The sequence below is a fragment of the Vibrio hippocampi genome (genome assembly GCF_921292975.1).
In the GTDB taxonomy this organism is placed as follows: domain Bacteria; phylum Pseudomonadota; class Gammaproteobacteria; order Enterobacterales; family Vibrionaceae; genus Vibrio; species Vibrio hippocampi.
This window is the reverse complement of sequence record NZ_CAKLCM010000002.1, coordinates 424,600-438,554: the sequence shown is the minus strand read 5'-3', so window position 1 is coordinate 438,554 and position 13,955 is coordinate 424,600. Positions and strand designations below refer to the sequence as shown.

Below are 13,955 nucleotides of genomic sequence, written 5' to 3'. Positions count from 1 at the left end.
CCATAATAGTTAGGTTAACGAACCCCTTTTAACATCAGTGCCGCATGCTGGGTATTGTTGCTGTCGGTAATCACCGCATATCGTGTATCACTGATGAATCTTAGTTTGCCATCCACTTCGATACGAGCACTGACGCTGTATGTGTGCTTAGGTTGAATGTCTGTCGTGTCATAGCTTAATTCAAAATCAAACGGAACTTGCGCGCCATCGGTCGTGAATGTCTGTTCAGCAACCACATCGGCTGCCACGTCTTGTTTAGAAACATCAAGCAACTTAATCGTCACGACAGCATTTGGTGGGAGCGCTATGCGTTCTCGATACGCAACCGTACCTGTGACTGATTTCATTTGTGCCTGTTCTGTTGTTACTTGTGATTCTTTTGAAGCCTCACAGCCGCTTAAAACAGCCGCCAAAGCAAGTAAAGTAGCCGGAATAAAACGTTTTTTCACATCGCCTCCTGATTGATATCGCTTAGCATAACTAGGTCTAGTACAAAGTAAGCACCTTAACAAAAATCGACTTTCAAAAAGTGAAAACTTGTCTATCGAAAAGATAAATTGTGCTTAACATCGCTATCTAACCCATTGAAGTATATATTAGCCTCACCTATTACGCTTGACGTTGTCGCTGGAAATCACCAAACTTTGACGAGCAAGAGCAATAAGAGAACCCAATCATTATGAGTAAAGCGTTAAGCGATCTATTGAATCTGCTGCAACTTGAGCAGCTTGAACAAGGACTGTTTCGAGGACAAAGCGAAGATCTCGGTCTGCCTCAAGTCTATGGCGGTCAAGTTATTGGACAAGCTCTGTCCGCGGCCCGATACACGGTGCAAGAAGACCGCACGGTTCACTCCTTCCATAGCTACTTTCTCTATCCGGGCAATCCGCAAAAGCCGATTATTTATGATGTTGAAAACTTAAGAGATGGAAGAAGCTTTAGTACCCGCCGTGTCAAAGCGATTCAAAACGGGCGTCCTATTTTCTATCTAACGGCTAGCTACCATGGGGAAGCGCCGGGGTTTGAGCATCATAGTGTGATGCCCGATATCCCTGGACCAGAAAACTATCTGCCAGAATCAGAGTTGGCTGCACGTATCGCCGATCAATTGCCGCCAAAACTAAGAGAGATCTTCTGTAAAGAAGAAGCCATCGAAGTGCGTCCGGTGACACTTGTTAATCCACTCAAGCCTCACAAAGAGGAACCCAAGCAACACTTGTGGATACGAGCTAATGGTGAAGTTCCTGATAATGCCCTCATTCACCAATACTTATTGGGTTATGCCTCTGACTGGCGTTTTTTACCGACGGCACTGCAACCACATTCGGTCTCGTTGATGACGCCTAAGTTCCAAGTCGCCACCATCGACCACTCGATGTGGTTCCACCGTCCGGTGAAAATCGATGAATGGTTGCTGTATGCTATCGAAAGCACCAATGCCGGTAACTCTCGCGGCTTGGTTCGTGGTGAGATATTTAACCGCCAAGGACAACTGGTCGCCTCGACCATTCAAGAAGGTGTGATGCGCTCGACGGAATAACTCAATGGCTAAGACGTCAGCTTACTAAAAGGTCAGCTTACTAAGAGGTCACGAGCTTGACCTCTTAGTCTCACCTTATCCGATTGCCTACCCTGTCGCATTCCAACCTTATATCGGCAGAGCAGTCGTGTACTTCAAAGGCTCCATCGCAAAGGTTGAGGTCACATTGGAGAGTTCATCGACACTATTCACCAGTTTCTTATAGAAATTGTCATAGCTCGTCATATCCTTCACCAGCACTTTCATCATATAGTCGTACTCTCCCGCCATACGATAAAATTCCATCACCTCGGGAAACACCGACACAGTTTGGGCAAAGTTCTGATACCACTCATGAGAGTGATTGCTGGTTTTGACCAAGACAAAAGCGGTAAAGCAAAGCCCCAGTTTTTCTGGTGATAACAGCGCCACACGCTGACTGATAATGCCCTCATCTTCGAGCTTTTTTAGACGCTTCCAGCAAGGTGTGGTGGTGAGATTCACCGCCTCTGCCAACTCGTTGAGTGATAAGGTGCTGTCTTTTTGCAGCATCGCGAGCAAGGTCAAATCTGTTTTATCGAGTTCCATCGCATCCTCGGAGAAATTTTTTCTCCATTTTGCCAATATTAAAGTAAAAATAGCAAAGTTTTTCCCCAAGTAGAGCGATAAATTATCTATTCCAATCGCTAAACAAAATAAGGGAATCAATATATGTGTCGTGATCGCCAGTGGACCAACAACGCTATACGCAAAATCGAGGCAGATTTTCAACGTTCTGCCGATACCCATCTGATCAAGCTTGAATTGGCGGCACTGCCTAACATCGACCTTTATTTAAAAGACGAAAGTACTCATCCCACAGGCTCACTCAAACATCGATTAGCGCGTTCGCTTTTTCTGTATGCCTTGAGTAATGGTTGGATTGGACCTGAGACAACGGTGATTGAATCTTCATCGGGCAGTACCGCGGTTTCTGAGGCTTATTTTGCCCGCTTGCTTGGATTGCCTTTTATCGCAGTTATGCCGAAATGTACCGCTCGGAAAAAGATCGAACAGATTGAATTTTATGGCGGTCAGGCTCACCTTGTTGAGCGCTCAGACCAGATCTATGACGAGTCAAAACGCCTTGCTCAAGAACTCAATGGTCACTATATGGACCAGTTCACCTACGCAGAACGTGCCACCGATTGGCGTGGCAATAACAACATCGCTAACTCTATCTACAATCAGATGAAGCTTGAAGCGCATCCTATCCCAACTTGGTTGGTTATGAGCCCCGGAACGGGGGGAACATCGGCGACCTTAGGACGCTTTGTTCGTTATCAGCAGCACGATACGCAGCTCTGTGTCGTCGACCCAGAAAACTCGGTGTTCCACCAATATTACCTCACTGGCAATGTTGCGGTGAAAGGGGATTGCGGCAGTAAAATTGAAGGGATTGGACGACCTAGAGCAGAGCCTAGCTTTATTCCGAGCGTTATCGATAAAATGATGACCATTCCCGATGCGGCGAGTATCGCAACGATTCATTGGCTGGAAAAAATCTTAGGTCGTAAAGTCGGCGCTTCTACCGGCACTAATCTCTATGGTGCCCTGCTGCTTGCCTGCGAAATGCAACAAAAAGGCGAGCGAGGCTCTGTGGTGACTCTGTTATGTGACGGTGGTGAACGCTATCTCGATACCTATTACAACGACGATTGGATTAAAGACAACATCGGTGATATTCAATCATGGCTGCATCGACTTGAAGCCTTTGAGAGTCATGGGTTACTGGAACTGTAACGCAGCTAAATATCAATATAATTAATGAATGTATAGTGACTGAGTATATAGTCACTGAATGTGCCACATCTTCGCTATTCAGTGCGTGTATTGAGCCCAGCAATTCAATTGATAGTGCTTCGTTATCGATTTATGACGAAGCATTATGATTTTTTTTAACTAGACGCTTTTAAAGCTGATCTCGCCAGTTCAAAGCTGAACATTTCCTTGTACCACAAAAATCTCCCTATTATCAATTGCATGCACAACAGTGACAGTGTATAGCTAGTCGCATAGCTCGATAATTCAAAATTTAAGCCGCTCACATTTTATAAAACACCTTATTTTTAGGTTAAAAAACTAACGTTGATCGTGTAAGGTAGCGAAAAACACATTAATACATTTTGTTACAATTTACGTTGGGTCACGCTATGTTTTTTACCAAAAAGCAAAAACCAGAGACAAAGTCTAGCCATTCAGATAATGTCTATCACTCCTTAAAAAAACATGTTGCATGGATCGAATTTAACCCAGAAGGAATCATCCAAGATGCCAGCGAGCTCTTTTTGGATGTTGTAGGGTACTCACTCACTGAAGTGATAGGCAAACACCACAAAATTTTCTGCGATGATAGCTATGTTCGCTCTGCGATTTATCACCGTTTTTGGCAAGATCTTGCCAGTGGGGCTTCTAAAGAAGGCACTTTCGATAGAAAAAATAAGCAGGGTGAAACACTCATCCTCGAAGCTACCTATTTCCCTATTAAAGACTCACACGGTAATGTTACAAGCGTTGCAAAGATTGCTTCCGATATCACAGAGCTTTCCTACCAAAAACAAACCAACGACGATCTATTTTCTGCCCTAGATAAGTCTCAAGCCATTATTGAGTTTGAACCTGATGGGACGATACTTTCCGCCAACTCAAACTTTTTAAATGCATTAGGCTATAGCGCAAGCCAAGTCGTGGGCTATCAACATCGCATGTTCTGCTTTGACAACTTCTACAATGAAAACCCTCACTTTTGGCAAGATCTACAAAAAGGTCAAGTAAAGTCAGGACTCTTTCAACGTTGTAGCTCAAGCGGGTCAAGTGTCTGGATTGAGGCGACCTATAACCCAATCATGGATAAAGCCGGTAAGGTTATCAAAGTGGTTAAATTGGCCACTGATATCACTGAGCGCGTTGAACGCAACCGCGCCATGGCTGAAGCGTCCGAAGTTGCCTACTCTACATCAGTAGAAACGGCACAGATCGCTCAGGAAGGCTCAAGGCTACTCGGGGAATCGGTTGAAGTTTCTTTAAACGTATCCCAAAAAGCAGAAAGTACCTCTCAAAAAGTCCACTTGCTCAACGACAGTTCGAAAAATATTCACAATATTGTGTCGACAATCCAGGGAATTGCTGATCAAACGAATTTGTTAGCGCTGAACGCTGCGATAGAAGCGGCAAGAGCGGGTGAATATGGGAGAGGCTTCGCGGTTGTCGCTGACGAAGTTCGCCAACTCGCGTCACGCACTTCAAATTCTACCGACGAAATCGTCAAAGTTGTGGAAGAGAATCAGCAGCTTATTAATGATGTTACCAATATGATGACCGAAATGTCGTCAATCTCGGAACAAGGCAATGCCAAAATTACCGAAGTATCGACGGTTATGGATGAAATTCATAAAGGGGCTGAGAATGTGTCGAATACGGTGATGAACTTGTCGAATAGTCATTCTTAGTCGGTTCTGAAAATACCTAGCATTTTAGCTAAATAAGCGCTTCCAATCTGTAAGCACTTAAAATAGTCACCAAGCCAATGCGCAGACTGCGATTGGCTTTTTTTATACCCATCTGAATTCGATTTGCATCAAGAGCACAGGCGTGTAGACTCAAAACAAATAAGTAATAACAAATAAACAACAAATCAAAAAGGAAGAGATTGTGGCGCAATTCAAATACCAGCAACTCACTCAAGAACAACAAGACAAACTCGATGCGGCAGCTTTTCGCAGACTACTTGCACATTTAGATTCGAATAAAGAGGTGCAGAATATCGACCTCATGATTTTGGCGGGCTTCTGCCGTAATTGCTTTAGCAAATGGTATGCCGCTGAAGCAGACTCAATGGGTGTCGACCTTGATTTGGACGATGCGCGAGAACGCGTATATGGGATGACTTACGATGAATGGAAAGCCAACCATCAACCAAAAGCGACACCAGAACAACTTGCCGCCTTTGAAGCTCGTCAGGAGAAAAAAAGTTAAGGCTTGCTTGGATAACAAAAAGCTCGCTGAATTAGCGAGCTTCTACAAAATACCCAACCTTTCGCTGGGCATTTCCAATAACCATTCAAAGAACTTAACTCATCGCCATCGTTCTACGAGTTCGGCTCTATCTCACCATGACTACTGCGCACTTTGACATCTTTGCTCAATTCAAGCTCTAGCTTGGCTTCAACATGACCTGGAGCTTTCGTCTTCACGGAGATGAGGCGATACATCGCTGGAATCACAAACAGCGTCACCACCGTCGCAAACGCCATACCAAAGAAGATAACCGTACCAACGGCAACTCGGCTTTCATAGCCAGCCCCTGTTGACATGATAAGCGGTATCGCGCCCGCTAACGTGGTAAACGCAGTCATTAGAATGGGGCGTAAACGTCTTGCCGCAGCATCAATAATCGCCTGTTCAAACTCTAAGCCTTTATCACGCAGTTGGTTGGCAAACTCAACAATCAGGATACCGTTTTTGGTCACCATACCAATCAACATGATCATACCTATTTGGCTATAGATGTTCAGTCCCTGTTGCATCACAATCAAACCGACAAAGCCGCCTAACACGCCCATCGGAACCGTAAACATCACCACTAGCGGGTTGATAAAGCTCTCAAATTGCGCGGCTAACACAAGGTACGCCACCAACAGCGCCAGACCGAATACAATCAAGATACTTGACTGGTTCTCTTTGAAATCTTTTGACTCACCTGCATAGCTGACCGAAATATCGCCCGGCAATATCTCAATCGCTTGCTGATCGAGGAAATCAAGGGCTTCACCAAGGGTGTAGCCTTCGAGCAAGTTAGCCTTAATGGTGATCGATTTCTGCTTTTGATAGTGAGACAAACGATGAGCCGACGCGACTTCTTCTATCTTGGTCACCGCATCCAATGTCACGAGTTCGCCCGACTGGGTACGCATATAGATCTGGCTCAGGTCTGCGGCGTTGTTAAAGCTGTTTTCATCGCCACGAATATACACGTCGTACTCTTCACCACGCTCAACATAGGTGGTTTCGCTTTTACCTCCGAGCATAATCTCTAAGGTGTCGGAGATATCTTCGACGCTGATCCCCAACTCTGCGGCACGCTCACGGTCAATAGTGACTAACAGCTCAGGTGTTTTTTCCGAGTAGTCTGTGCTTGCGCCATCCATATACGGCGAGTTCTCCGCCGCCAGTTCGAGCTTTTCTGCCCACTTTTGCAGCTCACCGTAATCAGAACCACCGATAACAAACTGCACCGGTTCACTCGACCCGCCTCTAAAGCCCGGCATAAATGGACGCACTCGGACATCAGCAATACCCGACAAGGCTTTTCTTACCTCATTAAGCGCTTGCTGAGCCGTGACATCTCGTTCATTCCAGTCTTCAAGAATCATGATAACGAAACCGGTTTGGTCACCCGCATTACCGCCGAAAGCGGGCGATTGGATGCTAAACGATTTCAAGAAACCTTGTCCAAGAAGCGGCATCAGACGCTGCTCAACAATTTCCATGTTCGCTGCCATACGGTTATAACTGGTCGCATCCGCTGCACGAACAAAGGTAAAGATCACCCCACGGTCTTCTTGTGGCGTTAATTGCGCCGGCACCATCTTCATTAATTGGAAACTGCCGCCAATACAAGCCAGAATCACCAAAGGCGCAATCCAACGCAGTTTTAGCGCCCCGGCTAATGCACGCTTGTACCCGCGTTCTAGCTTGCGAAACCCTTTATCAATCGCCGCGGTAAAACGGTTAGGTTTTACGTTGGCTTTTAAGATCGTGCTGCCCAGCACGGGCGTTAGGGTCAAAGCGATTAAAGAAGAGAATATCACCGACATCGCCAGCAGCACCGAAAACTCGGTAAACAGCAGCCCAATCATGCCATCCATAAAGGAGATCGGTAGGAATACCATGACCAAGACCAGCGTGGTGGCAACCACGGCAAAGCCCACTTCTCGTGTGCCTTTATAAGCAGCAAGCAAGGGTGACTCGCCTCTTTCGATATGGTGGAAGATGTTCTCTACCACCACAATCGCGTCATCCACCACCAGACCGATGGAAAGAATCAGTGCCATTAAGGTGATCAGGTTGATTGAGAAGCCAAAAAAGTACGCGGCGATAAAAGAAGAAATCAACGATACTGGCACCGTGACCGCCGGGATCAGTGTCGCTCTCGCCTGTCCGATAAAGATGTACAGCACCAAGATCACCAGTCCGCCAGTGATAAACAGTGTGTTATAAACTTCAGAGATCGAACGATCAATAAACACCGTCGAATCATAGTCAATCGCCAGTCGACTGCCGTCAGGCAAAAACTGCTGCATACGCTCGACTTCACGATGCACTAAGTCGGCGACTTCAAGCGGGTTGGCGTCGGATTGCGGAACAATGCCCATGCTGACGTTAACCACGCCATCACTCTTAAAGGTCGAGTTTTCGTTCTCTGCCCCGACAAACACATCGGCGACATCTTTGAGATAAATTGGCGTATTGTCGCTCGCGCGCTTAACCACGAGATATTCAAAATCAATCGGTTGCTTATACGCTCTGGCAGTTCGTACTGACATCACCGTTGAGTCATTACGAACCTCACCACCCGGGCTTTCAATATTCTCCGAACGAAGCGCACTGGTAATATCTGAGGTTGTGACACCCCGCCCTGCCATGTACGCGGGTTTAAGCTTGACGTACATCACCTGATAAAGACCACCAGAGACATCAACCGAGCTAACACCATTCAGCAAGCTAAAGCGGTCTATCAAGACACGATTCACATAGTCAGTAAGCTGAGTACGGTCCATCACGGAAGAGCTGAGGTTGATATACAGTGACGCTTCACCGCTACCGTTATTCTTGTAAACAAGGGGATCGTCGGCTTCGTCAGGGAGCGAGCGCTGGGCTCTGGCTACCGCGTCACGAATATCGCTGACACCGGTGTTTAGGTCGTACCCCAGATCAAAGGTCACCGTAATACGGGACATACTGTTTCGTGTGGTCGATTCAATCTCATCAATGCCGCTAATACCCGACAGCTGATCTTCAATCACCGAGGTGATCTGGCTTTCTATAATGGTCGCCGAGGCACCTTCGTAACGGGTTGAAATCGACACGACTGGGTTTTCGATATCTGGCATCTCTCGAACGGCAAGTTTACTGAACGAAACAAGACCAAAGACACACAACAACAAAGCCAATACGACGGCAGCGACAGGGCGTTTAACCGAAATATCTGATAGCAACATTAGCTTCTTTCCTCAGCACCTGAGTCCGAAGATAAAATAAGTGGTTTATTGATGGTCGCGGTAGGCTCCCCTTCGACCTCTTTAACACTGATACCATCACGCATATTCACCGTACCCTGAATCACAATACGGTCACCGATGTTGATACCTTTTTCTATCACCACTTCGTTGCCAACACGCGCACCCAAGAAGACTTCGGTTTTGTTGGCTTTATTGTTGCTGTCAACCACATAAACAAAGCGCTTGGTGCCTGAATACTCTAAAGCTTGAACCGGAATAATCGCCGCCTCAATCGGAGGGAATACCATTCGAGCTTGAGCCAGCATACCCGGTTTGAGTTTGTTATCGGTATTCGGGAAATGGATTCGAACACGCAGGTTAAGCGTTTCTTGGTTCACACGAGTGTCAATCGCCATCACTTTGCCAGTAAACAGTCTTTCACCCCATGCCGAGGTGCGAGCCGTCACTTCCATACCTTTTTCAAGCATAGGTAAGTAGTGCTCCGGCACCTGCAAGTCGAGCTGCATCACTTCAAGGTCATCAAGCGTGAGCAGTTCCGTGCCAACATTGACCAATTTACCGCGGCTGAAATCAATCAAGCCGACAGTGCCGTCAAATGGCGCGGTTATATAGAGATCTGACAAAGAGGCATTCGCAGAGTCGAGGCGCGCTTGGGCGATCTCAACACTGGAGCGCTGTGCGTCGATTTCTGTTTTTGTGATCGCATTGCGGTCAACCAGACGCTCAAATTCGGCTAAGATACGTTTCTGATCTTTCAGGTAAGATTGCGCTTCGGCAACCGAGGCTAACGCTTTGTCGTCATTCAATAGCACCAACAACTGACCTCTTGTCACTTGTTGATTCTCGGTCACTTTAATGTCGTTAACGATGCCGGAAACTTCTGAGGCAAGAATAACCGACTGATCAGACTCCAGTTTGCCGATGAGAGACAGTGATTGAGACACTTGATGAATACCGACTTTATCAGTAACGACTGACACCGATTGTGGACCTGCTTTCCCTGCAGAAAAGCTTACTGGAGAAACACTTACGAGTGCTAGGCTCAGTAAAGCCGTCAATGTTGTTTTTTTCATACTGGATTTCTTAACCAAATAAAGATTTTTGTCATTCTAGCGAGTTTGTACGAGTTATAACGTCAAGAAGTGTAAATTAGCAAAAAGGAAATTTGACCTATATCGTAATTCGCCACGTAACTAGCCAAAAATTAGGCTTACCGTCCTACTAAACGGCTCTAAACACCTCATAGTATATAAGATAAATGAACTTTATATGGCTCCTACCCGTATGCATTCATAGGTTGTCGCCATTGCTTTTGCCCTCGATACTGGAAGCAAATTGGTGACTAAAAGCGCTATTTTTAAGCCTCTTTGCCTAAAAAGGCACCATTCAATCTTAAATGGACAAAAAAGGGTTTACAGCATGACGCAGTTTGTTATGATGCGCTCCGCACTTGGGCAATGAGTTGGGAAAACATCGCCTAAGTATAAAAATCCTCTGGAGGGGTTCCCGAGTGGCCAAAGGGATCAGACTGTAAATCTGACGGCACTGCCTTCGATGGTTCGAATCCGTCCCCCTCCACCATATTTTGCTCGTTGAATTATCAGCCAGCTAACTTGACGTTATGTGTTGGGAAAACATTTCACAAGTATAAAAACCCTGGAGGGGTTCCCGAGTGGCCAAAGGGATCAGACTGTAAATCTGACGGCACTGCCTTCGATGGTTCGAATCCGTCCCCCTCCACCATATTTTGCTCGCTGAACTATCAGCCAGCTAACTTGACGTTATGTGTTGGGAAAACATGGCACAAGTATAAAAACCCTGGAGGGGTTCCCGAGTGGCCAAAGGGATCAGACTGTAAATCTGACGGCACTGCCTTCGATGGTTCGAATCCGTCCCCCTCCACCATATTTTGCTCGTTGAACTATCAACCTGCTAACTTGACGTTATGTGTTGGGAAAACATTTCACAAGTATAAAAACCCTGGAGGGGTTCCCGAGTGGCCAAAGGGATCAGACTGTAAATCTGACGGCACTGCCTTCGATGGTTCGAATCCGTCCCCCTCCACCATATTCAAAAAAACCGACTTTTTAGTCGGTTTTTTTTGCTTTAACTTTTACTTATTTATTGACCCAAAACTTCCGCTCATTCGCACAACAAAGCTCGCCGATCAAAAAAGGGGCTTATCTAAATAAATCCCCCTCTTACGGTTTTATTCCATTCTATGAACTGGCGTAAATGACGCTGCCACCTTTAATGGTATCAATAATCTCTCTAGTCTGAGCTTGTGGCAGTGCCGGACAGCCCCAACTTCTCCCAAGGTAACCGTTTTTTTGAAGAAATTCTTCGTCTGCATAGTCTGCACCATGGACTACAATATAGCGTTTACGAGCGTTGTCATTCTTACCAGAACTTAAACCGTCCAATCTTAAAGAGTAACCTTTTGAGCCATAATAAGTACTGTCGGTAAGAAACGTGCCCAAAGAAGTCTTTTTTGAATCCACAACGTTAGAGAACTTTGTTGCCGTCTTTTGACCGCTATTCACACCGTGAGCCACATACGTGTTGTAAATCAAAGCACCCTTTTTCATGTCGATAACGTAAAAGCGCTTTTCTGTCGATGGTTTTGAATAATCAATGATGGTCAAAATAGGCTTGGCTTTTCCGGACGTTGTCTTATACGCATTAAACGCATCTTCAAACAATTGGAAATCAAGTTTACCCTTGAGTTGAGAGTTGTTGTAGAAAACACCAGCAGAAGATTTATCCGCTTTGCTGACATTGGTTGCGCTGCTGCCACTGGTTGCACTGAATGAAACCAAGCCTGCTGATAGGCTGACTAATGCAAAAAATAGATTTCGGTAACGATTAAACATATCTGATAAGACTAACTTCTGTAACACATAAACAGCACCTCATTGTGCAGAAAAGCATCATACCTGATTTGTACTAATGAGCTATATATCATTTGCACAATTTTACATTTTCCAACGATAAATCGGATATTTCTGTGAAAACTATGAAATATGTCCCATTAAATTGAGATGTGTATTAAAAAGAACTGCTTCACGATCGCCAAAAACAAAAAAAGCGCGACAAAAAAAGCTGTCGCGCTTAGGCCCGTCACAGGCTGAAATCAGCTCCCCCTTACTCGAAGGGGAATATCCTTGCTACTCTCTTGGGAATTCCTAAATTTCTACGTTTAGGCACGACACAGCGTGTACATCCGTTCCCTTGATTGTTGGTTTTTGTTTAGAACAGTTTTCCGTCGCCTTTGGACAACGGGTTCTGAAAACACAACCTGATGGTGGGTTTATCGGAGACGGCAAATCGCCTTCCAACATTTCAATTTTTTTGTTGCGCTCAAGCCTTGGATCTGGGATTGGCACCGCTGACATCAATGCTTTCGTGTATGGGTGTTTTGGTTCAGCAAACAGAGCGCTCGCTTCACCTAACTCCACCGCATTACCCAGATACATAACCAAAACGCGATCAGAGATATGCTTAACCACTGACAAATCGTGAGCAATGAACACAAGGCTTAAGCCAAGCTCTTTCTGAAGCTCTTTTAGCAGGTTAACAACCTGAGCTTGAATCGACACATCGAGTGCAGAAACGGGTTCATCACAAATGATCATCTTTGGTTTCAGAATCAAAGCACGGGCAATACCGATACGTTGACACTGACCGCCAGAGAATTCATGCGGGTAGCGGTTAATAACGTTCGGTAGTAGACCTACCTTAGTCATCATCTCTTTAACGCGATCTTTCACTTCTTGCTTAGAAAGCTCTGGGTAGAACGTTTCTAGAGGCTCGGCAATGATGTCACCGACTGTCATACGTGGATTAAGCGAAGCGAGAGGATCTTGGAAGATCATCTGAATCTCTTTACGCGTGTTACGACGTTGAACCGCTTGCATCTTAGTCAGGTCTTGACCCAACCACATAACTTCGCCTTCCGTCGCTTCAACAAGACCGATAATGGCACGTGCAAATGTCGACTTACCACAACCTGACTCGCCCACGACGCCTAAGGTTTCACCCTCATAAAGACGAACGTTAACACCATCAACGGCTTTTAGGTTAGACGGCTTTGACCATGGCCAAGCAGACTTTGAAGCAATGCTAAAGTGAACTTTGAGTTCTTTAACATCAAGAAGTAGTGATTTTTTTTCTGTCATTGCATTCATTTTGCCCAAGTCTCCCAATCAGAAAAACACGCTCGTTGACGACCTTGACCGAAGTTGACTAACTGAGGTGCCTCTTTGCGACACTGATCAGTAACACGATGGCATCGCTCTTGGTAAGGGCAACCTGGTGGTAAACGTAGCAAGTTTGGTGGGTTGCCTGGAATCGTAGGCAAGATCTCACCTTCTGTATCTAAACGAGGAATGGCTTTAAGTAGACCTTCCGCGTATGGGTGGCTTGGGTTGTAGAAGATTTCATCAACCGTACCGTATTCCATTGTACGACCCGCGTACATAACCAGCACTTTGTCACAAGAACCAGCAACCACACCCAAGTCATGGGTAATCATAATGATTGCCGTGTTGAACTCAGACTTCAATTCGTTCAGTAGATCCATGATCTGAGCTTGAACCGTTACATCCAATGCGGTGGTTGGTTCATCAGCAATCAGAAGTTTTGGACGACAAAGCAGTGCCATTGCAATCATCACACGCTGACGCATACCGCCAGAGAATTCATGTGGGTACATGGTAATACGTTTGCGGGCTTCTGGGATTTTAACCGCTTCAAGCATGCGAACAGACTCTTCGAATGCTTCTGCTTTACCCATGCCTTTGTGCTTCATCAGCACTTCCATCAACTGATCACTCACCTTCATGTATGGGTTAAGTGACGTCATTGGGTCTTGGAAGATCATCGCGATCTGTTCTGCGCGAACCTTGTTCAGTTCTTTTTCAGGCAGGTTAAGAATTTCGCGACCTTCGAATTTAGCACTACCTGAGATAATGCCGTTCTTAGCCAGTAGTCCCATAATCGAGAATACGGTTTGCGATTTACCTGAACCTGACTCGCCTACAATACCTAGGGTTTCACCTTGATTGAGGGAGAAGTTCAAGTCGTTAACTGCGGTAACAATACCATCCTGCGTTGTGAACTCGACACGCAGATCTTTTACATCTAATAAGCTCATT

At 45.7% G+C, this 13,955-nt stretch carries 11 protein-coding genes and 4 tRNA genes; 8 read left to right on the top strand and 7 right to left on the bottom strand.

Annotated elements, in window-relative coordinates; translation table 11 throughout:
- Positions 1-14: 14 nt before the first annotated feature.
- Complete coding sequence (locus L9Q39_RS04490; RefSeq protein WP_237483922.1) at positions 15-449, bottom strand: YbaY family lipoprotein; 435 nt, start codon at positions 447-449, stop codon at positions 15-17.
- 230 nt (positions 450-679) lie between these two features.
- Here L9Q39_RS04490 and tesB point away from each other — a divergent pair, with 230 nt between their 5' ends.
- On the top strand, positions 680-1,540 hold the full coding sequence (gene tesB, locus L9Q39_RS04485) for an acyl-CoA thioesterase II (protein ID WP_237483921.1): 861 nt from the start codon (positions 680-682) through the stop codon (positions 1,538-1,540).
- Positions 1,541-1,648: 108 nt separating this feature from the next.
- On the opposite strand, the gene L9Q39_RS04480 is transcribed toward tesB, so the two are convergent.
- On the bottom strand, positions 1,649-2,107 hold the full coding sequence (locus tag L9Q39_RS04480; RefSeq protein ID WP_237483920.1) for an Lrp/AsnC family transcriptional regulator: 459 nt from the start codon (positions 2,105-2,107) through the stop codon (positions 1,649-1,651).
- 123 nt (positions 2,108-2,230) lie between these two features.
- On the opposite strand from L9Q39_RS04480, the gene L9Q39_RS04475 reads away from it, so the two are divergent.
- The 3 genes from L9Q39_RS04475 to L9Q39_RS04465 all read left to right on the top strand — a co-directional run bounded on the left by L9Q39_RS04475 (position 2,231) and on the right by L9Q39_RS04465 (position 5,533).
- Entirely contained in the window at positions 2,231-3,301 is a 1,071-nt protein-coding gene (locus tag L9Q39_RS04475; protein WP_237483919.1) for a PLP-dependent cysteine synthase family protein, read from the top strand.
- A 410-nt stretch (positions 3,302-3,711) separates the two neighbouring features.
- Positions 3,712-5,007 carry a methyl-accepting chemotaxis protein gene (locus L9Q39_RS20755; protein WP_237483918.1) on the top strand — a complete coding sequence of 432 codons (1,296 nt, stop codon included), beginning with the start codon at positions 3,712-3,714 and terminating at the stop codon, positions 5,005-5,007.
- 202 nt (positions 5,008-5,209) lie between these two features.
- Positions 5,210-5,533, top strand: coding sequence for a DUF1244 domain-containing protein (locus L9Q39_RS04465; protein WP_237483917.1), 324 nt, complete (start codon positions 5,210-5,212; stop codon positions 5,531-5,533).
- 113 nt (positions 5,534-5,646) lie between these two features.
- Here the strand turns inward: L9Q39_RS04465 and vexH are convergent, their stop codons facing one another.
- On the bottom strand, positions 5,647-8,778 hold the full coding sequence (gene vexH / locus L9Q39_RS04460; protein WP_237483916.1) for a vibriobactin export RND transporter permease subunit VexH: 3,132 nt from the start codon (positions 8,776-8,778) through the stop codon (positions 5,647-5,649).
- Positions 8,778-9,872 carry an efflux RND transporter periplasmic adaptor subunit gene (locus tag L9Q39_RS04455; RefSeq protein WP_237483915.1) on the bottom strand — a complete coding sequence of 365 codons (1,095 nt, stop codon included), beginning with the start codon at positions 9,870-9,872 and terminating at the stop codon, positions 8,778-8,780. Before L9Q39_RS04455 ends, vexH begins: the two co-directional genes overlap by 1 nt.
- A 423-nt stretch (positions 9,873-10,295) precedes the next feature.
- Between L9Q39_RS04455 and L9Q39_RS04450 the strand changes: the two genes are divergently transcribed.
- The 4 genes from L9Q39_RS04450 (at position 10,296) to L9Q39_RS04435 (ending at position 10,866) form a co-directional block, all read left to right on the top strand.
- A tRNA-Tyr gene (locus tag L9Q39_RS04450) sits at positions 10,296-10,380 on the top strand.
- A 77-nt stretch (positions 10,381-10,457) separates the two neighbouring features.
- Positions 10,458-10,542: transfer RNA gene (locus L9Q39_RS04445), tRNA-Tyr, on the top strand.
- 77 nt (positions 10,543-10,619) lie between these two features.
- Positions 10,620-10,704: transfer RNA gene (locus L9Q39_RS04440), tRNA-Tyr, on the top strand.
- A gap of 77 nt (positions 10,705-10,781) precedes the next feature.
- A tRNA-Tyr gene (locus L9Q39_RS04435) sits at positions 10,782-10,866 on the top strand.
- A 152-nt stretch (positions 10,867-11,018) separates the two neighbouring features.
- Here L9Q39_RS04435 and L9Q39_RS04430 read toward each other — a convergent pair.
- From L9Q39_RS04430 to L9Q39_RS04420, 3 genes are all read right to left on the bottom strand, one after another.
- Positions 11,019-11,699 carry a murein L,D-transpeptidase catalytic domain family protein gene (locus L9Q39_RS04430; RefSeq protein ID WP_435532806.1) on the bottom strand — a complete coding sequence of 227 codons (681 nt, stop codon included), beginning with the start codon at positions 11,697-11,699 and terminating at the stop codon, positions 11,019-11,021.
- Between the two features lie 285 nt (positions 11,700-11,984).
- The gene (gene oppF / locus L9Q39_RS04425; protein WP_290369119.1) at positions 11,985-12,977 is read right to left on the bottom strand and encodes a murein tripeptide/oligopeptide ABC transporter ATP binding protein OppF; all 993 of its coding nucleotides are present in this window, start codon (positions 12,975-12,977) and stop codon (positions 11,985-11,987) included.
- A 5-nt stretch (positions 12,978-12,982) separates the two neighbouring features.
- A complete protein-coding gene (locus tag L9Q39_RS04420; RefSeq protein WP_237483913.1) occupies positions 12,983-13,954 on the bottom strand; it encodes an ABC transporter ATP-binding protein in 972 nt (323 codons plus the stop codon).
- Position 13,955 lies beyond the last annotated feature (1 nt).